18 protein-coding genes are annotated in these 17,631 nt (G+C 37.9%); 13 read left to right on the top strand and 5 right to left on the bottom strand.

From position 1 onward, the window contains the following. Positions 1-114: 114 nt before the first annotated feature. A complete protein-coding gene (locus LDL79_RS15280) occupies positions 115-672 on the bottom strand; it encodes a Smr/MutS family protein (protein WP_225598338.1) in 558 nt (185 codons plus the stop codon). A 93-nt stretch (positions 673-765) separates the two neighbouring features. On the opposite strand from LDL79_RS15280, the gene LDL79_RS15275 reads away from it, so the two are divergent. The 5 genes from LDL79_RS15275 (at position 766) to LDL79_RS15255 (ending at position 5,975) form a co-directional block, all read left to right on the top strand. Next, a complete protein-coding gene (locus LDL79_RS15275) occupies positions 766-2,736 on the top strand; it encodes a T9SS type A sorting domain-containing protein (RefSeq protein WP_225598337.1) in 1,971 nt (656 codons plus the stop codon). A 3-nt stretch (positions 2,737-2,739) separates the two neighbouring features. Then, complete coding sequence (locus LDL79_RS15270; RefSeq protein ID WP_072979102.1) at positions 2,740-3,015, top strand: DUF2752 domain-containing protein; 276 nt, start codon at positions 2,740-2,742, stop codon at positions 3,013-3,015. A gap of 1 nt (position 3,016) precedes the next feature. After that, on the top strand, positions 3,017-3,343 hold the full coding sequence (locus LDL79_RS15265; RefSeq protein ID WP_072979104.1) for a CCC motif membrane protein: 327 nt from the start codon (positions 3,017-3,019) through the stop codon (positions 3,341-3,343). Positions 3,344-3,532: 189 nt separating this feature from the next. Further along, the gene (locus tag LDL79_RS15260) at positions 3,533-4,819 is read left to right on the top strand and encodes a mechanosensitive ion channel family protein (protein WP_072979106.1); all 1,287 of its coding nucleotides are present in this window, start codon (positions 3,533-3,535) and stop codon (positions 4,817-4,819) included. Positions 4,820-4,880: 61 nt separating this feature from the next. Then, positions 4,881-5,975, top strand: a complete 1,095-nt coding sequence (locus LDL79_RS15255; protein WP_225598336.1) for an endonuclease/exonuclease/phosphatase family protein — start codon at positions 4,881-4,883, stop codon at positions 5,973-5,975. On the opposite strand, the gene LDL79_RS15250 is transcribed toward LDL79_RS15255, so the two are convergent. The 3 genes from LDL79_RS15250 to LDL79_RS15240 are packed head-to-tail and all read right to left on the bottom strand — an operon-like array spanning position 5,972 to position 8,687. Further along, complete coding sequence (locus tag LDL79_RS15250; RefSeq protein ID WP_225598335.1) at positions 5,972-7,318, bottom strand: GntP family permease; 1,347 nt, start codon at positions 7,316-7,318, stop codon at positions 5,972-5,974. The two genes, LDL79_RS15255 and LDL79_RS15250, sit on opposite strands and share 4 nt — an antisense overlap. Beyond that, positions 7,318-7,797: a gluconokinase gene (locus tag LDL79_RS15245; protein ID WP_225598334.1), complete on the bottom strand. Its 480-nt coding sequence runs from the start codon at positions 7,795-7,797 to the stop codon at positions 7,318-7,320. The genes LDL79_RS15250 and LDL79_RS15245 overlap by 1 nt, the downstream gene beginning before the upstream one ends. Further along, positions 7,794-8,687 carry a DUF72 domain-containing protein gene (locus LDL79_RS15240; protein ID WP_225598333.1) on the bottom strand — a complete coding sequence of 298 codons (894 nt, stop codon included), beginning with the start codon at positions 8,685-8,687 and terminating at the stop codon, positions 7,794-7,796. The genes LDL79_RS15245 and LDL79_RS15240 overlap by 4 nt, the downstream gene beginning before the upstream one ends. A gap of 202 nt (positions 8,688-8,889) precedes the next feature. On the opposite strand from LDL79_RS15240, the gene LDL79_RS15235 reads away from it, so the two are divergent. Further along, complete coding sequence (locus tag LDL79_RS15235; protein ID WP_225598332.1) at positions 8,890-9,630, top strand: outer membrane lipoprotein-sorting protein; 741 nt, start codon at positions 8,890-8,892, stop codon at positions 9,628-9,630. A 142-nt stretch (positions 9,631-9,772) separates the two neighbouring features. Next, positions 9,773-10,006 (top strand): hypothetical protein, encoded by a 234-nt coding sequence (locus tag LDL79_RS15230; protein ID WP_225598331.1) that lies wholly within the window; start codon positions 9,773-9,775, stop codon positions 10,004-10,006. A 3-nt stretch (positions 10,007-10,009) separates the two neighbouring features. Here the strand turns inward: LDL79_RS15230 and LDL79_RS15225 are convergent, their stop codons facing one another. Next, complete coding sequence (locus tag LDL79_RS15225; protein ID WP_072980396.1) at positions 10,010-10,651, bottom strand: protein-L-isoaspartate(D-aspartate) O-methyltransferase; 642 nt, start codon at positions 10,649-10,651, stop codon at positions 10,010-10,012. A gap of 194 nt (positions 10,652-10,845) precedes the next feature. Here LDL79_RS15225 and LDL79_RS15220 point away from each other — a divergent pair, with 194 nt between their 5' ends. The 6 genes from LDL79_RS15220 to LDL79_RS15195 all read left to right on the top strand — a co-directional run bounded on the left by LDL79_RS15220 (position 10,846) and on the right by LDL79_RS15195 (position 17,610). After that, positions 10,846-11,805 carry a Gfo/Idh/MocA family oxidoreductase gene (locus tag LDL79_RS15220; protein WP_072979118.1) on the top strand — a complete coding sequence of 320 codons (960 nt, stop codon included), beginning with the start codon at positions 10,846-10,848 and terminating at the stop codon, positions 11,803-11,805. A 24-nt stretch (positions 11,806-11,829) separates the two neighbouring features. After that, complete coding sequence (gene gldF / locus LDL79_RS15215) at positions 11,830-12,555, top strand: gliding motility-associated ABC transporter permease subunit GldF (RefSeq protein WP_225598330.1); 726 nt, start codon at positions 11,830-11,832, stop codon at positions 12,553-12,555. Next, complete coding sequence (gene gldG / locus LDL79_RS15210; RefSeq protein WP_225598329.1) at positions 12,552-14,231, top strand: gliding motility-associated ABC transporter substrate-binding protein GldG; 1,680 nt, start codon at positions 12,552-12,554, stop codon at positions 14,229-14,231. Before gldF ends, gldG begins: the two co-directional genes overlap by 4 nt. A gap of 138 nt (positions 14,232-14,369) precedes the next feature. After that, positions 14,370-15,488 carry a DNA polymerase III subunit beta gene (gene dnaN, locus LDL79_RS15205; protein WP_072979124.1) on the top strand — a complete coding sequence of 373 codons (1,119 nt, stop codon included), beginning with the start codon at positions 14,370-14,372 and terminating at the stop codon, positions 15,486-15,488. A gap of 182 nt (positions 15,489-15,670) precedes the next feature. Continuing rightward, complete coding sequence (locus tag LDL79_RS15200; RefSeq protein WP_225598328.1) at positions 15,671-16,270, top strand: hypothetical protein; 600 nt, start codon at positions 15,671-15,673, stop codon at positions 16,268-16,270. Further along, positions 16,261-17,610, top strand: a complete 1,350-nt coding sequence (locus LDL79_RS15195) for a S1 family peptidase (RefSeq protein ID WP_225598327.1) — start codon at positions 16,261-16,263, stop codon at positions 17,608-17,610. The genes LDL79_RS15200 and LDL79_RS15195 overlap by 10 nt, the downstream gene beginning before the upstream one ends. Positions 17,611-17,631: the final 21 nt, after the last annotated feature.

The following is a 17,631-nucleotide window of genomic DNA, read 5'->3' as shown; positions in this document are numbered from 1 at the left end:
GAATTGTTTAAGATTTTCTAGGTAATTAACCGCTATATAAGCACTTAAAATTGCAAGAACAGGAAAATATCTGAGCAAGATTAATTATCACACGAAGAAAATGTAGGTTTCTACTTACATTTTATGGTTTGAGTTCTGATATATATATACCTCAGTAGCGCCCAAACCATATTTTTGATAATCCGCATCATAATATTTAACGGTATCGTATCGCGAAAAAAGATATTCCAATTCTGCACGCAATACGCCCTCTCCTACACCGTGTATAAAAACCACGCGTTGAATGCGTTTAAGAATTGCATATTCAAGTTTTCTTCTTGCAGTATCGACCTGCAGATTAAGCTTATCATGCGCAGACATCTCGCGCTCAGATTTCGTCAAGTGATGTATATGTAAATCGACTTCCATTGGAGGAAGAACGCCTTTATTTTTTATAGGTTGCTTTTTTTTCTTTGAGTAAGCTTTCTCCTTTTCAATAATCAAATCATCGAAATCGTCATCAAATTCTAGATCTAGCGTTTTATTAGGAACAATTTCTTTGATAGATACCTCAAACTCAAAACCATCTTTTGAAGTAATCAAAATCTTTTCACCTTCAATTTTCGTAATTACTCCAGACAAATTATCATCTAAAAGTGTAACTCCCTGACCTATTTTGTATTGAGAACTCATAAAATTGGTTTTAACTCGATAAAAAGCTTTAAATCTTCTTTGAATTACGCAAACGGATTGGTAATTTTAGTATCTTTGCAAAAATATTTCAATATGAGAAATTTTTACTCCAAATTATTTTTTTTATTACTCCCGGCCATCGCTAGCTGCCAATTGTATGTAGGTGATGCAAATACTAACTCATATGTTTATAATAGTGGAGAGATTGTGTTTGTTACACAAGATGTAAATCTTCAAGGTGCTCCAGATCAAGATAAGGGTAACTTTTATTTACGTAGTGAAGGACAGCTCATTCAAGGTATTGATAATAGTGCTAATGAAGGGGATGGTACCCTTTCTGTTTATCAGACCAATACTCAAAATCAATGGGATTATCACTATTGGACTTCACCTGTGGGTGACCCTGACAAATCAGCCACCGGCAATGGTAACTCAGGTAATGTTAATTTTTATCTCAGTGACGATGATAACGGGGGTCTATATAAAACAGATGCTACAAGCACTATTACTGCTACCCCTGTGAATTTCACTACAAACTTTAACAGTTCAATTACAAGTCAATATGATTTTAGTCTTTCAAGCTACTGGCTATATAAATTTGTAGCTACAACAGGTTATGGTAATTGGTCAAAAGTAAGCGCTTCAAATCCTCTAGGTGCTGGTGAAGGCTTCACTATGAAAGGTCTCGGAAATGGGACTTCACCAACAGGAATTGTTCCAATTGATTTTAGGGGAAGACCCAATAATGGGACTATAAATGTTGTAGTTGCAAATGAAAATTTAACACTTGTTGGAAATCCTTATCCATCGGCAATAAATTTAAGTTTTTATTTATTATCTAATTCGTTACCAAATGGTTCTGATTTAAGTGGATGTTTGGGTACTTATCCTAATACATATTCGCCAGAAGCTATAGGCCCTAATATTACCGGTCTTGCATACTTTTGGGAATCTGACCCTAATGTGAAATCTCACTATATTAAAGATTATGAGGGTGGTTATGGAACTTATTCTCCAGAAGGCAGCTGTAATTCGACTGGAACCTACGAACAACCTGTTTTTATAGAATACGATAATGAAGGGCAACCTGTTTTAGATATTAATGGTGACCCGGTAGAAACAGGAGTTAATGGAAGCACTACAGAAAGACATTTTACTCCTATAGGTCAAGGCTTTTTTGTTGAAGGAGCAACTGACGGTGCAGTGACAGCTAAAAATGAATTTAGAGTATTTATTAAGGAATCAGAAAACCCATACTCAAATTTTAAGAGTAATACCACTTCAAAGTCAAATTCTTCAGCAAACACTGAAAAGAAAACCACTACAAGAGCTGGTGATTTTACTCTTAATGAGCACGGGGTTATAGTTTTATCAAAATTTCGTCTCAAGACTTTGGTAAATAAATCATATACTCGTGCATTAACAGGGGTAATGTTGGATGAGGCAACCCTAGGATTTGATGTAGCCGGAGATGGCAACAATGTTTCGGAATTACCTTCTGACATTAATTTTTTAGTCAATGATAGAGACGATTCTTATTTAATTAATCTCTTTCCTTATAGTATCGATGTAAAATTACCTTTAAAAGTATCAGGAGCTAACGAAATAAATACATACGAAATACAAGTATCTGGTTTAAACTTCACCCCAGACGAGAGCATCTACTTACACGATAAGCTCACTGACGAATATCACGATATTCTTGATGAATCTTACGAATTTGAGCTAGAACAGGGCACGTATACTGATCGTTTTGAAATTGTATTTAAAGATGCTAAAACTTTAGATGTCGAAGAAGTTGAAGAGGTTAAACGTTCTTTTAATATTTATCAGAACAACGGCCGCGCTGAACTTACAGTACTAAATCCGTTGCAAACGGAACTTAAAGAAGTCAATGTATTTGATATTAGCGGGCGTCTTTTAGTCTCAAAATTAAATGAGGGTACAAGCGAAAAAGTGATCATTCCTTCTAATGCGTGGAGCGACGGGGTTTATATTGTACGAGTGACCACGCGCGATAATATTGAGTATACTAAAAAAGTTTCTGTAAGAAATATTAAGTAAGCTATGGAAGAATACATGCTTCCTTGCCTGAATAAAAAATACTTAGGCTTTGAGTGTATGGGCTGTGGATTGCAGCGTTCTCTGGTTGCATTATTTCAAGGTGATTTTGTCAAAGCCTTTGAGCTATATCCCGCAATTTATCCTTTGGTCTTTCTGGGTGTTATGATCAGCCTGAATTATATGGTAGGCGTTAAATATGGTAGCAAAATCATTTCAGTTTTGGCAATCTTATCTGTAACCACTATTATTGTAAGCTATATACTCAAACTAACATCCTGATATGGAACAACAAAAACTACCTAACGTAACCATTTCCTTAATTCTAGGAATTGTATCATTTATTGCGTGCTGCTTCAGTTCTGGTTTTGGCGGACTCTTATTTTCTGGTATCGCGCTTTTTCTAGCGAATAAAGACAAAAAATTAGCAGCGCCTAATCCTGAACTTTATGAGAATTATGGTCAACTTAAAACTGCGCGTATTATCGCTATCATTGGTTTAATCTTAGCGGTTATCGTTTCTATTTTCTGCATAATCTTGTTGATCATCTTCGGAAGCGCAGAAGCTATTCAGCAATGGGCTTTGGAGATGCAAAACGCACAAGCTTAGTTACTATCTCGCGGCAAGCCTTTTCGGTTTTAGACCCTTTTGGCGACGCGTTTGAGGTAAAATCGTATTGTATGAAAGCCTGAGCGACTGCTCAGGCTTTTCTTTTATAGTTTAGTCTCAAAATCTTAATAATTTACTTAGATTATATTGAGATCTTTATCCTTAATTTTGCGCCCCTAATTAATCCTCATGGCCTACCAAATAGATACGTATTTAAAAGATTTTAGCTCCTATGTAGAAGACTTAGGTGTCGTTCCCTTTTATGCTGAAATGCTTACGGTATTTATAAATGCGTTTATCTTCATCCTGCTCATTGCCTTATTAGATAAACTTCTTAAAAAACTCATCGTCGAAGCATTCAAGGTTTTTAGCAATAAAACGAAAACCTCTTTTGACGACTTTTTGGTTCTTACCAATTTCCCTAGATATATTGGCCACATTATTCCGCTAGCCATTTTTAAATGGTTTTTTGTTGAGTTGCTTGAGGATTACCCCACCACGCTTTATTGGCTTCTAAAGATTTTTGACCTTTACGTAATTCTGCTTATTCTAAAAATTATACGCAGCTTATTACGTACATCTCGCGATTACTTTCAGACCAAACAACAGTTTCACGACAAGCCTTTACAGAGTTACCTACAGGTGACCATGCTCTTTTTATGGGGCATTGGGATTTTCTTTTTTATTCTGGAGCTTTTTGATAAAAACGCGATGAATTTTGTGCTTCAGTTGGGAGCAGCTTCGGCAGTTATACTTTTGATATTTAAAGATACGATACTCGGTTTTGTAGCTTCCATTCAGGTTTCTATCAATGATATTGTGCGTATTGGCGACTGGATCACCTTTAGCAAATATGGAGCAGATGGTACGGTCACTGAAATTAACCTTGCTACCGTTAAAGTGCAAAACTTTGATATGACCTATACCACAATCCCAACATACAGTTTGATTTCAGATTCTTTTCAAAACTGGCGTGGAATGCAAGAAAGCGGGGGGCGACGTATAAAAAGATCGGTCTTTATCAAACAAAATTCCGTTAAGTTTCTAACCGAAGCTGATTTAAAAGAACTTAAACGAATTCAACTTGTTGCTCCGTATATTGAACATATGGAAAAAGAAGTCCTGCGCACCAATAAAAAACAAGGCGTTGATCAAAGCTTAGCCATAAACGGATTGAATCAAACCAATTTAGGGGTATTTAGAAAATACATTGACGCCTATTTGTATGAAAATCCGGCGATCAATAAGGACTTATTTTTGATGGTGCGCCACCTTCCTCCTACTGCTCAGGGAATTCCGCTTGAGATCTTTTGTTTCAGCACTGATAAGCGCTGGGAGAACTATGAGCACATTCAAGCTGATATCTTTGATCACGTGATCGCTGCTGTACCGTTCTTTGGTCTTGAAATTTTTGAAGAACCTTCTTCTAAGGATATTACCAGTTTTTTAACGCAGAAAAACCAGTCAAAAGAGTAGCTTACGGTTAAACTGCTTTCAAGTGCATTTTTAAGCTCGAAAGTCCCTAACCTAACCTAAAATGACCTTTAAAAATGTACTCCAGATTATTGGAGGAATCGCTATTGTACTCACAATAGCACCGTTCATTGCGGCTGATTATTGGTGGATACGCATTTTTGACTTTCCACATATGCAACTCACCATCTTTACCGCGGCGGCTACCTTAGCGTATTTTATAAAATTTGATATTAAATGGGCAAAAGATTATGCATTTATGAGCATAATGATTGCCTGTCTTGTTTTTCAGGTTGTCAAAATTTATCCCTATACGCCTCTTGCTGAAAAGGACGTTTTAGACAGTACCATCACTGATCAAAACAGAACTTTTAAGCTTTTAGTAGCTAATGTTTTACAAAAGAATAAAAAGCACGAGGCGCTTTTAGAAGAAGTTGAAGCAAAAGATCCACACATTTTATTGCTTCTAGAAACCGATAAAGATTGGTTAAATGCCATTGCACCTACACTATCAAAAAACTACCCGCATTATAAAGGAATTCCGTTAGACAATACCTACGGAATGTTACTGTATTCAAAATTTCCTTTAGAAGACCCAAAAATTCATTTTCAAATAGATGACAGCATACCTTCTATTGAATCTGTGGTGCAACTTCCTTCTGGCGACAGGTTTGAGCTATATGCTATTCACCCTACCCCGCCAATGCCTCAGCACAACCCGATGTCTACTGATCGGGACGCTGAAATGATGAAAACTGCTTTCAAAAGCCGAAACAATACGTTACCAGTAATTGCAATAGGCGATTTTAATGATGTGGCGTGGTCAGAATCTACAGAGCTTTTTAAGGAAGTTAGCGAGTTGCTTGATTTACGTATCGGGCGTGGATTATTCAATACGTTTAGTGCTAAAAGTAAACTTATGCGATGGCCGCTGGATCATATTTTTGTTTCTGAACACTTTAGGGCAAAAACGGTTCTGCGAGGCAATGCAATTGGCTCTGATCATTTTCCTGCTTTCGCCGAACTTACACTTGAACCTGAAAACAAAGCAGAGCAAATGCCTAAACCTCCTCGTGAAGAACAATTAGAGCGAGCGTATGATATTATCAAAAAGGAAGCTACACAAAAAGATACGCGCAAGCAATCTGACAATACCTAAACTACATACCAAAGCAGCGTAGAAACAAGCAAACCTATACACGCGATTAAGCTTGTGAGTATAGACCAACTTTTAAAGGTCTGTTTTTCAGTTAAGCCTAAATATTGTTTTACAAGCCAGAATCCGCTATCGTTTACGTGTGAAAAAATTGAGGCTCCTGCTGCAATGGCGATCACTAAAATAGCAAGTTTCATATCATTTAAATTATTCTGAACCACCAAAGGCGCGGTGATTCCGGCGGCAGTGATCATTGCTACAGTTGAAGAACCTTGCATTATACGCACCAAAGCAGCAAGAATAAAACTGAAAATTACCGGTGGAAAATAATCGCTTTGCAGCGCATTAGCGATCATCTCGCCTACACCGGTGTCAATCAATATTTGTTTAAACGCACCACCGGCTCCTGTCAATAATATAATGACACCTGCCGGATATAATGCTTTCGTCGAAATTTCTAAGAGTTTTTCTTTAGAAACGTTTCGGCGTATGCCTAAGATATACCAAGCGATTAAATTGGCTAAGATCAACGCTGTAAAGGGGTGTCCCAGCAATTGAATGATATCAAGAAAAGTTTCTGAAATTCCTATTCTTGCTCCAAGCGGACTGCTTAATACGGTGTTTAAAACGATCAGCAAAATGGGAAGAAAAATGATTAGAAGTATAGTTGCAGGTTTGGGCGCATTTGTGAGCGATCGTTTTTCTTCTTCTATCTCCTCAGGTGCTTCAATATGAATTCGTTTTGCTATCCGTTTCGCAAAAAACGGTCCTGCAATTGCCGCAGTGGGAATTCCTGTTATAAACCCAAAGAGAATTACCCATCCCAGATTTGCATTCAAAATATCTGCCACAGCAATGGGTCCTGGTGTAGGCGGTATAAACGCGTGAGTTACGGCTAAACCAGCCAAAAGTGGCAACGCATAAAGTAAAAGCGACTTTTTTGTGCTGCGCTGCAAAGCATAAATAAGAGGAATTAAAATTATAAAGGCTACATCAAAAAATACCGGGATCGCAACAAAGAACCCCGTTAGCATAATTGACCACGGAGCATTTCTAACTCCAAATTTTTTAAGAAGGTACTGAGCAATGGCCTGTGCTCCTCCTGAATGCTCAAGTACCGCTCCAAATAAAGAACCCAATCCCACAACGGTTGCAACAAAACCAAGCGTACCGCCTATTCCGTCTGTAACTGACTGAAGTACGCTTTCTGTTGGCAATCCGCTCAACACCCCTACAACGATTGCGGAGAGTAACAGCGCTAAAAACGCTTGTAGCTTTAATCGCAAGATTAATAACAACAATAATCCGATCCCTGCAAAGACTGCAAAAAGTAACTGTGCTTCCATTATAAGGCTTTCAAAATTTCATCTACTATTTCTTCTGGCGATGGTGCAATTGATACGTGTATCCCATAATCTGCCGGTTCAAGCGTGTCTAACTGAGATTGCAGCAATTCTGCTTTAAAGTAGTGGTTTTTTCGAGCAGTCATTCGGGATTTTAGAAGTTCGTACGATCCGTCAAGAAAAACCCAAGTAACCTGTTTATTTACATCTAATCGTTTCCTATATACTTCTTTTAGTGCGGAACAGGCCAAAACCGCACCGTCAGCTCTGCTCCACTCTTCGATCTTTTCAGCTATAATAGTGAGCCAAGGAGCGCGATCTTGATCATTTAGTGGAAGTCCCGATCTCATTTTTTCAACATTTGCAGCTGGGTGATAATCATCAGCATCTTTAAAATCAAGGTCTAACTTCTCAGCTAATAATCTTCCTATAGTTGTTTTTCCGGATCCTGAAACACCGGCAACAATAATTACGTTACTCATAAATCTAAGGTTGGATTAGCATCATCTTTCCCAGGAAGGTGCAAATCAAAATCATACTTCTCATTCATCTTCTTGATAAAATGAGTAGCTAGTAATGGAGATTCCTTTTCAACATTTTGATGAATAAAGAAATTAATTTTTGAGATTCCTTCTTCAATCCAAACGCCTAAACGCGCTACCCAATCATCTAGCCGCTCGTAATCAGTAGGATGATTTGCTCCTACAAAACGTATAAATGCTTCAGAATTGGTCATTCGCATATGCATAATATCACGCCGCCCCGCAGTGTCTACAAGCACATTTGCAATGTCGTTTGTTTCTAAAAGGTGATAAAGTTTCTGCGCAACAGGCTCTTCGTTAAACCAATCAGTATGTCTAAACTCGATCGCGAGCGGTACTTCTTTAGGCCAGGCGGCGACAAACTGCTCTACCCGATCCCAATTTTTAGGTTGAAAATTATTATGCATCTGTAAAAAAATACATCCTAATTTTTCTTTCAGAAGCAAAGTATGATCTAAATATTCCGGCAATAATTCGGGGGCGTTAATGAGTCGTTTTAAGTGACTTATGTTCTGAGTAACCTTCGGAAAGAATTTAAAATCTGCCGGCACCTTCTCATACCATTTTTCAAATTGATCCTTCGGAAAAAGTCTATAAAACGTCGCGTTCAATTCTATAGAATTAAACTGTCTAGAATAATAGCCCAATTCATCTTTTGTTCCGCGGGGATAAAAATTCTTGAGATCCTGCTTATTCCATTTTGCGCACCCCACGTACAATTGAGGTTTAGCTTTAGTCGCTTTGCTGTTAAGTAAAATCTTTGTGTCTGGGTGATCAGGCGGAAGCGTAAAGTCTATACTTCCGGGATCGTCAACTTTTCCGAATTTCATAAGGAGTACAATTTATATTGCAATACATGCATTTTGCTTAAAGATATAATTTGCATTGGTATTTTTCCGTTTTAAGCCTGAAGTAAACATAAAATTAGCACTTTACTTCAGTGCACATTATTTTGAAAGGAGTTAAGTAAAGCATACCGTTTTAATGCCTATTTTCGCAAAATACCAGTCTGTTACTTTTAGAATTATATCTATGAAAACATTAGCGTTTTTATCTTTTTTATTGATTACGTTTTCTTCATTGGCACAGGAAGAGCTGATTGAAACCATGTATAATCAAACTGCCGATGAGATCATAACTAAATATATTGACAGAACCGGTGGTATTGAAGCTTGGTCTGAAATTGATGCGATTAAGACTAAAGGTTCATTTACTCAGGGTGATTTAAGCGTGCCAATTACCATTTACAATACCCGAAGCGGGAAACAAGCGGTGGTGTTTGAATACAACAAGAAAAAAGTGACGCAGATGGCTTTTGACGGGGCTACAATGTGGACCACCAATTTTTTAACCATGGAACCTGAGATCTCCTCAGATGATATGCGTAAAAACATGTTGCTGAAACGTAATGATTTTCCGTCACCGCTTTTACATTACCGGGAAAATGGTTATAAAGCAGAATATATAAGTACTGTTGCTAAAAATGGGATTGTAGCATTTAAGATCAAACTTACTCAAGAACCAAAATTTGTAAATGGTGAAGAAGTTCCTAATGAAAGTTTTTACTTTTTTGATGCGCAAAACTACTATCCAATCGCTATTGAAACAACACAACTAGGGCAGCCGGTAAGTATTACTATGAGCGATTATCAAGAGGTTGAAGGACTTTATTTTCCGTTTACGATCAGCCAGGGCGGTCAACCAATTGATGTCAAAGAAATCATTTTAAACCCTGAAATTGATTATAGTATTTTTTCCTTTCCCGAGAATTAAATACTTCACATAACGCGTAGAATCAGACTTACAATTTCAGCTAAAACCTTTGATTTTAAAATGTTAAGAGGCTAACCTAATTTGGAACTTTCTGGCGTTTTCTGTAATTTTTAAGAAATTATAGATACAAAATCGTTCTATTATGAGTTCTTTACAATTTAAAAACTACCTCAAAAACTATTCAAAACAACTGCTCGCAAGCAGCTTAGTTTGGTTTATCGGGATGTTGTTAGTGGGTTATGCCATTAGTAATTCGGCTGCGCCAGATCAACTTTCTGAACTACGTTATATACCGGTATATGCCGTCGCCTTTTTATCAACGCTTTGTGTAGGCTTGTGCCATTATCTTTATTGGCAAGACGCCGCAACACATTAGGTTTTAATTTTTGTCTTCAAGTAACGGAACAAACCTAAACTCCCCATATTCTTTCTTTTCAAAATCGGTTTGTGTTTTGCGTACGATGCGTATCATCGTTTGAACGTCATCGCCCACAGGAATCACGAGTTTACCACCAATCTTAAGTTGTGCTAAAAGAGGTTTAGGAATATAAGGAGCTCCCGCAGTTACGATTATACCGTCAAAAGGTGCAAATTCAGGCATTCCTAAATAGCCATCACCAAAAGTGAGTCGCTTAGGTCGATAACCCAATTTTGACAGAAAATTTTTAGTCTTTCTAAAAAGTTCTTGTTGGCGTTCTATAGAATACACTTTGGCTCCTACTTCACAAAGAACAGCGGTTTGATAACCACTCCCCGTGCCTATTTCTAAAATTTTATCACCTTTTTTTATTTCGAGTAATTCGGTTTGAAAACCTACGGTAAAGGGTTGAGAAATGGTTTGGTCTGCTGCGATCGGGAATGCTTTATCTTGATAGGCGTGATCTTCAAAACTACTATCCATAAAAAAATGCCTCGGAATTTTTCTAATAGCATCTAAAACAGCGGTGTTAGAAACTCCTTTTTTTTCTACAATTTGTGCGAGCAATCTACGCTTCCCTTGGTGACGAGTAGTATCCTTCATACCGCTAAAATACGCAAACCACAAGCCCACTTCCTAGACAAAAACCAGCATTTTTTCAACAACAGGTAGAATGGCAAAATTCTGCTTAAGAAAACCTATTTTTGTAGAAGGTCTCAATAAGATTATACTATTTACGTTGAGCTTATATTCTATAAATCGATCCTTCTTTTTAAAAAGGAAAAACAACATATACTATGCTTAAAGCAGGCGTGCTGGGTGCAGGACACTTGGGAAAAATTCACCTTAAACTTTTAAATCAATCAGAACGCTATGAACTAGTAGGGTTTTACGATGAATCTGAAACTACAGCAAAAGCTGTTGCTGAAGAATTTGGCTATCACCGTTTTGACAGTATTGCGCAGCTAATTGATGCTTGCGATATAGTTGATGTGGTAACGCCAACAACGCATCATTTTGATTGTGCAGAACAAGTCATAAAAGCCGGTAAGCATCTCTTTATAGAAAAACCTATTGCTCAAACTGTTGAGCAAGCGGTGGCCATACGTGAGCTTGCCAAAAAACACGGCGTTCGTGGTCAGGTAGGTCACGTAGAACGTTTCAATCCGGCGTTTACGGCAGTAAATCATCTTATTGAAAATCCGATGTTTATCGAGGCGCACCGCTTAGCCGAATTCAATCCAAGAGGTACTGATGTGCCGGTGGTTTTGGATTTGATGATTCACGACATTGATGCCATTTTGAGTGTGGTTAAAAGTGAGGTGAAACACATTTCTGCATCGGGGGTTTCAGTAATAAGCGATACGCCTGATATTGCTAATGCCCGTATTGAATTTGCAAACGGTTGCGTTGCTAATCTTACTGCCAGCCGCATTTCGATGAAAAAAATGCGTAAGGCACGTTTCTTTCAAAAAGATGCATATATCTCTGTTGACTTTTTAGAGAAGAAATGCGAAGTGGTACGTATGAAGGATGCTCCTGAACAGGCAGATGACTTTGCGATGATTCTGCAGAATGCTGAAGGTGTAAAAAAACAAATCTATTTTGACAATCCTGAGGTGGAAGAGAATAATGCTATTTTAGACGAATTAGAAGCTTTTGCCGATGCTATTGAGCAAAATACCACACCTATTGTGAGCTTAGCAAATGGCACTGAAGCCTTACGCATCGCTATGAAAATTATTGCTGATCTATAATATTCTGAAAAGAACTTTAAGCCTATGTTAGCAATTCTGAAAAAAGAATTCCATTCATTTTTCGCTTCTCCTGTTGGCTATTTAGTAATAGGACTATTCTTAATCCTAAACGGTCTTTTTCTGTGGGTTTTTGATAATGACTTTAATCTTTTTGATTACGGTTTTGCCGACTTAACGCCTTTTTTTCAGCTCGTACCTTGGATTTTTATTTTTCTAATTCCAGCGGTTACTATGCGTAGTTTTAGTGACGAACTACGTTTGGGGACTTTAGAGTTACTTCTTACCAGACCCATTACTACCCTGCAGCTTGTTTTAGGTAAGTTTTTTGGTGCATTGCTGCTTTTGATTTTGGCTTTAATTCCCACACTTGTATACGTTTATGCTATTGATCAACTTGGTAATCCTCAGGGTAATTATGATCAAGGTGTTTTGATCGGTTCGTACTTGGGGCTTCTCTTTTTAGCTGCTACATATACTGCCATCGGCATTTTTGCATCTACGCTATCTGAGAATCAAATTGTTGCTTTTTTAATTGCTGCGCTTTTGTGCTTTCTGTTTTACTTTGGGTTCAATGGAATTGCAGATACGCTGAGTTTCGAAATTTTGAAAACCTTCAGTCTTCAAATGCACTTCGAAAGCATTGGCCGCGGAGTAATAGACAGTAGAGATCTTGTTTATTTTTTGAGCATAACCTCTGTTTTTATTGGGCTTACCGTTTTAAAACTTGAATCTAAATCTGTAAAGGGATGATCAAGTCAAACTCAAAATTTTTAATTTTTGCAGCGATCGTTCTGATCGTACTAGTTTTATCTCAGTCCTTCAATTTCAGGCTGGATTTAACAGCTGACGGTCGCTATACGTTATCTGAAACTTCAAAAAATATCATTGCTAAAGCCCAGGATCAGGTAGTTGTTGACGTATTTCTTTCAGGAAATGTGCCTGATGCTTTTCAAAAATTACAAATTGAAACCCGCCAACTGCTTGAGGAATATGCTTCTCACAATGCAAACATCAAATTTGCCTTTGTAAATCCTGTTCCCGACGGAGTTTCCCCAGAGCAAATCGCTCAGGATTTTAACAATCGCGGAATGCGCCCAGAGCAGGTACAGCTTAGAGATAATGGAAAAGTAAGTCAGGAGTTTATATTTCCTTGGGCTTTGGTCTCATACAAAGGTAAAAGTATTCCTGTTCCGCTATTGAAGAAAAGCCTGGGAGCCGCACCAGATCAACTCGTAAGCAGATCGGTTCAAAATCTGGAGTATGCATTCTCTAACGGATTCTATAAAGCCCTCAACCCAAAAAGTAAGCGTATTGCTGTTTTAAAAGGAAACGGCGAACTTGATGATAAATACATTGCCGACTTTTTTAAGACGCTTAGAGAGCGGTATTTTATTGCGCCTTTCCCTTTAGATTCTATCGCGCAAACCCCGGATACTGTACTTACTGCACTGAATAAGTTTGATCTTGTAGTTGCTGCTAAACCAACTAAGGCTTTTAGTGATGCCGAAAAGTATGCGTTGGATCAATTTATTATGCACGGCGGAAAATCATTATTTCTGCTCGATCAAGTAGCGATGGAAACTGACAGTTTGTATCTGCGTGATGGTATGGCGCTGGCTACCGCAAGACAACTTAATCTAGATGATTTTTTCTTTAAGTACGGCTTACGCATCAATCCTGTTTTGATTGAAGATCTCTACGCAGCACCCCTAGTTTTGGCGAGTGGAGAAGCCGCAAATTCACAATATACGCAACTCCCCTGGTTTTATTACCCGCTAGTGACGCCCGCTGAGAATCATCCTATAAACACCAATATTGATAATCCCATTGCATTTGAATACGCAAATCATATTGATTTATTAAATACAGATTTACAACAAACCGTGTTGCTTCAAAGCTCTGTACTTTCTAAAGTTAATGGAGTGCCTGCACCGGTAAGTCTAGAATCTATTACCACAGAACCCAGCCCCGAGCAATATGCCGCAGGAGCACAAAATCTGGCGGTTTTAGTTGAAGGAAAATTTACTTCGGCGTTTAAAAATAGAATTCTTCCGTTAGAAAATCTGAGGGAACCCTTTCGCGAAAGCGCAATAAGAAATACCGCAATGATCGTGGTTGCTGATGGTGATCTTATTAAAAATGATCTGGATCAAAACGGCAGACCTTTAGAATTAGGATTTGACAAATTCACATTTAAAGAGTACGGAAATAAAGAATTTTTACTCAATGCTGTCAATTACCTTCTTGACGATAATGGTCTTATTAACATTAGAAGCAAGAGTATAAATCTTCCTGCACTTGATATTCAAAAAATATCAAATGACCGCGCCACTTGGCAAGCCTTGACAATAGGGCTTCCGCTAGTGTTTCTCGCTGTGTTTGCTCTAATTTATACAGCGCTGAGGCGGCGTAAATATCGGGTCTAAGTGTTAATAAGTTTGTTTCGGCAAAAACGGCTATTACGATATCTTTGTGAGGCTGTGTGACAGCTAAAAAATAAAATTGTCAACCCATTTGAATTCTAGTTTTGACCTCGTGTCAAAGAGCATAAACAGCTTTTTCTTATGAAATTTATTGTATCAAGTTCTTACCTTTTAAAGCAATTACAGGTTTTAGGCGGGGTAATCAATAACAGTAACACGCTTCCTATTTTAGATAACTTTTTGTTTGAATTAGAAGAAAGCACTTTAAAAGTTTCGGCTTCTGATTTAGAAACTACCATGATCGCAACCCTAGAGGTTGAGTCTGATGATAGCGGAAGTATTGCAGTACCTGCACGTTTACTGCTCGATACATTAAAGACCTTTCCAGAACAACCGCTTACGTTTGTTGCAGGTGATAATAACACGATAGAGATTAGTTCTAATCACGGTAAGTATGCGCTGGCCTATGCCTCTGGAGAAGAGTTTCCTAATGCCGTAGAATTAGATGATCCTAGCAAAGTTAGCATTCCTGCAGGAGTGCTTGCAACCGCTGTAAGCAATACTATTTTTGCTACAGGAAATGACGACCTTAGACCGGTAATGAGCGGTGTTTTCTTTCAGTTTGATACCGAAGGATTAACCTTTGTAGCTACAGATGCGCACAAGCTGGTTAAATACGGTCGTACTGATGTACAGGCTAATCAAACCGCTGAATTCATTATGCCTAAAAAACCTTTAAATCTTTTAAAAGGAATTTTAGCATCAAGTGATGATGACATCAGTGTTGAGTACAACGACTCAAATGCAAAATTTAGCTTTGATAATGTGCAACTACTTTGCCGCTTGATCGATGGAAAATACCCAAATTATGAGGCGGTAATTCCTAAGGAGAATCCTAATAAACTCGTGATTGATCGTAACCAGTTTTTAAACTCGGTACGTAGGGTATCTATTTTCTCAAATAAAACAACACATCAAATCCGTTTAAAGATCGCGGGAGCAGAACTTAATATTTCTGCGGAAGATGTTGACTATAGCAATAAAGCCGAAGAGCGTTTAACCTGCGATTATCAAGGTGATGATATGCAAATAGGTTTTAACAGTAGATTTCTGGTAGAAATGCTTAATAATCTAAATGCCAACGATGTTTCCTTAGAAATGTCGTTACCTAACCGCGCCGGAATTTTAACTCCTGTTGATGGTCTAGATGAAGGTGAAAAAGTAACGATGCTGGTGATGCCGGTTATGCTTAATAATTAAGAGTAAGAAGGATAAGTAAGTACCTTTTATTTTAGAAGCGTTCTTGTGAGCAATTACAAGAGCGCTTTGTTATTTTATAAAAAACTGAAAAACAATAGATTATTGTTTTATTAAAAATTTCGCACTACATTTAAATACCCTTTGATCTCCTAGCAAATCCCCGATAATTAAATTCTTATACTATGAGAAGAGATTTTTTATCTGGTTTAGCTTTAGGTATTTTGGTAGGTCTCATTATCGGGCTATCTATTGCACAAGTTACGGGCATTATTTTAGGAGCACTTACATCTCTTTTAGCAGCTTTCTTTGGCTTACGCCCCGACAAGGAAGGTGAAAGTGGCAATAAAATAATTATTGGCAGCTTTAGTCTAGGGTGTTTTACCGCTTTACTTTTGGGCATTTTCTTACGTACGCACGACGTTCTAGCCCCTTCCCTTCAAAATGAGATCGCCCTTTATAAATCGGTTAATTTTTCAGATGAGGAAATAAAAGAACTGATTTACTTCAAACATTTCGGACTTGTTGCTAATCAAAAGCTGTCTTTTAATAAAGAAGCTGCAAACGCAAATGCGCTCAAAAGCACACTACTGATGGCTGATGAAAATGATCTAGCGCTTTGCGCAGTAGAGCTTGAAGATTTATCACTCAGAGAGATCGAAGAACTTTTTCTTGCTTCCGGCGGAAAATTTCAAAGACTGTTTGACCAACTTCAACAAAATAGTATTGATGATAGCGAATTAAAATCTTCCGCCCTTCTAATTAAGGAATTGCTATGCGAATAATACTACTACTCTTAAGCTTGTGCTGCTTAAATTCCATTGTGTTTGCCGGTGTTAAAGAAGAAATCAGCAAAACTATTGTGCGGGTAAAATCTGGTAATAAATATTCTACCGGATTTTTCTACGGAAATGGCAATCAAATCATAGCTACTTTACATTCGATTGGTAACCCAGATCAGATTGAAGTTTTTATTCCTTCTGAAAAATCCTGGTGCTCAGTGAGATTAAACCGAATTTCTAAAAAATCAGATTTGGTCTTACTTAATCTTTCAGAATGCACTTCCGCAAACTATTTAAAACCTGAAAACATTATCACATCTACTATTGATACTAAAGTGTTCACCATAGGTTACTATGGGAGTAATGACAAATACCAAGATCGTGATTTTACTGTGGGTTTAATCGAAGGTAAACGCCTTAAAGACCTCTTAGAGCCGTCTGCAGAACAAGAGATCAGGTCGCTTGGCTTTCCATCCCTAGATACCGAAATTGTTTACCTAAAAGGTCAGCTGCTACACGGATTTTCGGGTTCTCCCATTGTTGACTACCGCGGAAAACTGATAGGAATTGCAGACGGAGGTCTAGAAAATGGTGCTGCCGGAATCAGTTGGTGCATTACAGCTTCCGCCTTAAACGACCTCAAAAATGCAACCGATGCATTTCCTAGATCTAGTCTCAAAAAGGTAAACACCCTCTTCGCTGAAGAAATTTCCCCGTCAAACGGCAAAACTGTGAGTAATGGGCGATTCTCATTTCAGCTGATAAAATCCCGAACTTTTAAAGAACTAGATGCTACGGGCAATTATACACAATACCCTGAGACGGGTATGTATCAGATCATGCAAGCGCTTGATCAGGAAGGCATAGCCTATAACAATTTTAGTTTTGATATTTATCTCGAAGCCACAACCGGAGCCACAATAGCGCTCCCTAAAGGAATGGAATTAAAACAAGAAAACGGACTGTTTTACGCCACTACATTTGATAATCAAGTTGTGATCTTAATCGCGTTATATGAAACCTATGACGTTATGCAAATGTCTTTAGAGTTTGAAAATATGTTACAAGCAGCTACTGGTGTTTACACGTGGCAACTAGATTCACGTATGTCTTTTCTGGTTCCTTATTACAGACCAGATAATGTGGTTATCAACAGGAAATCTTTTTTTAACTATCAACCCAATCGCTATCTCATAGAAGCGCTTGCAGCTAAAGAATTTACATTTTTTGGAGTGGCTACGGTTTTTAAAGAATCCTTCAATTTTAACACTTATGAATTTACAAATCAAGATCTTGCAGCTCAATTTATATTAGCGCTTCAGTTGACCACGTTCACTAACTAAAAAAGGCTCAACGTTATGTTG

Origin of the sequence: Leeuwenhoekiella palythoae, from assembly GCF_020310025.1 — a bacterium.
In the GTDB taxonomy this organism is placed as follows: Bacteria; Bacteroidota; Bacteroidia; order Flavobacteriales; family Flavobacteriaceae; genus Leeuwenhoekiella; species Leeuwenhoekiella palythoae.
This window is presented reverse-complemented; position numbering and strand designations above follow the sequence as displayed.

Excerpts from the sequence above, each read along its gene's own strand:
- LDL79_RS15275 (WP_225598337.1), top strand. The coding sequence starts at position 766 with ATGAGAAATTTTTACTCCAAATTATTTTTTTTATTACTCCCGGCCATC.
- LDL79_RS15255 (WP_225598336.1), top strand. The coding sequence starts at position 4,881 with ATGACCTTTAAAAATGTACTCCAGATTATTGGAGGAATCGCTATTGTA.
- LDL79_RS15230 (WP_225598331.1), top strand. The coding sequence starts at position 9,773 with ATGAGTTCTTTACAATTTAAAAACTACCTCAAAAACTATTCAAAACAA.
- LDL79_RS15235 (WP_225598332.1), top strand. The coding sequence starts at position 8,890 with ATGAAAACATTAGCGTTTTTATCTTTTTTATTGATTACGTTTTCTTCA.
- LDL79_RS15270 (WP_072979102.1), top strand. The coding sequence starts at position 2,740 with ATGGAAGAATACATGCTTCCTTGCCTGAATAAAAAATACTTAGGCTTT.
- gldG (WP_225598329.1), top strand. The coding sequence starts at position 12,552 with ATGATCAAGTCAAACTCAAAATTTTTAATTTTTGCAGCGATCGTTCTG.
- LDL79_RS15220 (WP_072979118.1), top strand. The coding sequence starts at position 10,846 with ATGCTTAAAGCAGGCGTGCTGGGTGCAGGACACTTGGGAAAAATTCAC.
- LDL79_RS15225 (WP_072980396.1), bottom strand. The coding sequence starts at position 10,651 with ATGAAGGATACTACTCGTCACCAAGGGAAGCGTAGATTGCTCGCACAA.
- LDL79_RS15245 (WP_225598334.1), bottom strand. The coding sequence starts at position 7,797 with ATGAGTAACGTAATTATTGTTGCCGGTGTTTCAGGATCCGGAAAAACA.
- dnaN (WP_072979124.1), top strand. The coding sequence starts at position 14,370 with ATGAAATTTATTGTATCAAGTTCTTACCTTTTAAAGCAATTACAGGTT.
- LDL79_RS15240 (WP_225598333.1), bottom strand. The coding sequence starts at position 8,687 with ATGAAATTCGGAAAAGTTGACGATCCCGGAAGTATAGACTTTACGCTT.
- gldF (WP_225598330.1), top strand. The coding sequence starts at position 11,830 with ATGTTAGCAATTCTGAAAAAAGAATTCCATTCATTTTTCGCTTCTCCT.
- LDL79_RS15265 (WP_072979104.1), top strand. The coding sequence starts at position 3,017 with ATGGAACAACAAAAACTACCTAACGTAACCATTTCCTTAATTCTAGGA.
- LDL79_RS15250 (WP_225598335.1), bottom strand. The coding sequence starts at position 7,318 with ATGGAAGCACAGTTACTTTTTGCAGTCTTTGCAGGGATCGGATTATTG.
- LDL79_RS15195 (WP_225598327.1), top strand. The coding sequence starts at position 16,261 with ATGCGAATAATACTACTACTCTTAAGCTTGTGCTGCTTAAATTCCATT.
- LDL79_RS15280 (WP_225598338.1), bottom strand. The coding sequence starts at position 672 with ATGAGTTCTCAATACAAAATAGGTCAGGGAGTTACACTTTTAGATGAT.
- LDL79_RS15200 (WP_225598328.1), top strand. The coding sequence starts at position 15,671 with ATGAGAAGAGATTTTTTATCTGGTTTAGCTTTAGGTATTTTGGTAGGT.
- LDL79_RS15260 (WP_072979106.1), top strand. The coding sequence starts at position 3,533 with ATGGCCTACCAAATAGATACGTATTTAAAAGATTTTAGCTCCTATGTA.